At 67.2% G+C, this 2,155-nt stretch carries 1 protein-coding gene and 1 pseudogene; both read left to right on the top strand.

All coding sequences use genetic code 11. The features are described 5' to 3' along the window. Positions 1-756, top strand: a pseudogene (locus tag ACMTNU_RS20500) (DNA adenine methylase); the annotation flags it as partial. Between the two features lie 87 nt (positions 757-843). Then, complete coding sequence (locus ACMTNU_RS20495) at positions 844-2,058, top strand: XkdF-like putative serine protease domain-containing protein (protein WP_413937144.1); 1,215 nt, start codon at positions 844-846, stop codon at positions 2,056-2,058. Positions 2,059-2,155: the final 97 nt, after the last annotated feature.

The following is a 2,155-nucleotide window of genomic DNA, read 5'->3' as shown; positions in this document are numbered from 1 at the left end:
GACCGCCTCGTGGCGATGCTCCCGGCGCACAAGACCTACGTCGAGCCGTTCGCCGGCAGCGCGGCGGTGCTGTTCGCCAAGGAGCCCTCGGACGTCGAGGTCATCAACGACGCCGACCTCGAGATCGCCGACGCGTACCGGCTCATCAAGAAGCTCACGCAGGAGGGGCTCGCTCGACTGAAGAAGCTGCCCTGGGTCGGCGACGAGAAGACCTTCAAGCGGCTCCTCGACGTCGAGCCCGAGGACGACGTCGAGCGGCTGCACCGCTTCCTGTACCTGACGCACTTCTCCTACGGGAAGATGCGCGGCAAGAGCTTCAGCCCGACGGTCGTCGGCGTCGAGGCGACGACCATCAAGCGCATCGAGAAGTTCGCGCCGCGCCTGAAGAAGGTGAAGGTCTACGGCGGCGACTACGAGAAGGTCGTCCGCAAGTACGACAGCAAGGACACGGTCTTCTTTCTCGACCCGCCGTACCCCGGCTACAACGTCGACGTCGGCGAGAGCGAGTTCGACGAGGAGCGCTTCTTCAAGCTGCTCAAGTCGCTCAAGGGCCGCTTCCTCATCACCTACGGTATCCGGGGCAAGTTCCCCGAGCTGGTGAAGGGCTCGGACTTCTGGTCGAAGCGCATCCGCACCCGCCGCTCCATCGCGCACATGCGCGGCGTCGGCGGCAGCTCCGTGCTGACGCAGCTCCTGGTCGCGAACTACGAGCCGACCACCAAGGCGCTCGACGACGAGTTCGTCCTCGACGACTGGGACGGGACGCTCGACGAGGGCGTCGACGACGTCGAAAAGGCGCAGCCCTTCGGCACGTTCGGCGGCTCGTTCCACTACGCCAAGCGCATCGTGCCGCTCATCCCGGCGCACAAGACCTACGTCGAGCCCTTCGCGGGCGCGGCGGCTGTGCTGCACGCCAAGGACGCGAGCGACAAGGAGGTCATCGCCGATCTCGACGACGACGTGGTGTTCCTCCACCGCAGCATCAAGACGATGACGCCCGAGCGCGTCGAGGAGCTGCGCCGCCGCTTCGAGTGGACCGTCACGCAGGAGAGCTTCGCCAAGGCCCGCGACATGACGCCGAAGGACGACGTCGCGCGCTTCTACAAGCTCGTCTTCGTGCGCACCCACGCCCGCGACTGCCGCCCCGACGGCACGCACCCGGCGCAGCAGCACCTCGGCTCGACGACCAACCCCGAGAAGTACCTCAAGGCCGCCGAGCGCCTGAAGGACGTGAGCATCCTGCGGCAGGACTACCGCAAGACGATCGAGGCCTACGACAGCAAGGACACGTTCTTCTTCATCGACCCGCCGTACCCCGGTGAGTGGTTCGACAAGGACAAGGTCATCGACCTCGGTGAGTTCATCGATGCGCTCGCGAAGGTCGAGGGCAAGTTCATCGCGGTCCTCAACCCGACCCCGGAGAACGTCGCCGCCTTCAAGAAGGTCGGGCACGTCTTCCGGCTCAAGGTGCGCGAGGCCTCGGGGCGGGGCGGTGCCAAGCACGCCATGCGCCTCTTCGTCGCCAACTTCCCGGTGCGCAAGGCCGCGGACTTCGAGCTCGTCGCCAAGTGCGAGCACCTGCCGCTCGATCCGAGCGTCGATGAGCTGGTGTTCGACAAGCCCTCGCGCCTCGTGAAGGGCATCGACCCGAACGACGAGCGCTTCGTGCTGGGCATCGTGCTCGAGCCCGAGGTGGTCGACGCGCAGGGCGACATCTACTCGGCCGAGGAGATCCGCGCCGCCGCCCACCGCTTCATGGAGGACTTCGGCGGCCTCGGGCTGATGCACCGCCTGCGCGTCAACGGCCAGGTGAAGGTGCTGGAGAGCTACCTCGCGCCCACCGACTTCACCATCGGCGAGCTCGCGGTCCGCAAGGGCACCTGGCTGCTCGCGGTGCGCGTGCTCTCCGACGAGCTGTGGGAGCGCGTGAAGTCGGGCGACCTCACGGGCTTCTCCATCGGCGGCTCGGCACGTCGCGTACCCGAGCCCGCACCTGTTCCGACGTCGGAGCAGCCCCCCGACGACACCGCCAACCACCAGCCGGAGGCCGCCGCATGACGACCGAACTGCACAAGGCGGACGGCGTGCATCGCCTCGTCGACATGGTCGTCGAGGAGGTCTCGCTCGTCGACCGCGCCGCCAACAAGCACCGCTT

This window comes from Nitrospira sp. BLG_1, assembly GCF_047338595.1.
Lineage (GTDB): Bacteria > Nitrospirota > Nitrospiria > Nitrospirales > Nitrospiraceae > Nitrospira_D.
Note: the sequence above shows the minus strand (reverse complement) of the source record. Positions and strands in the feature narration are given on the sequence as shown.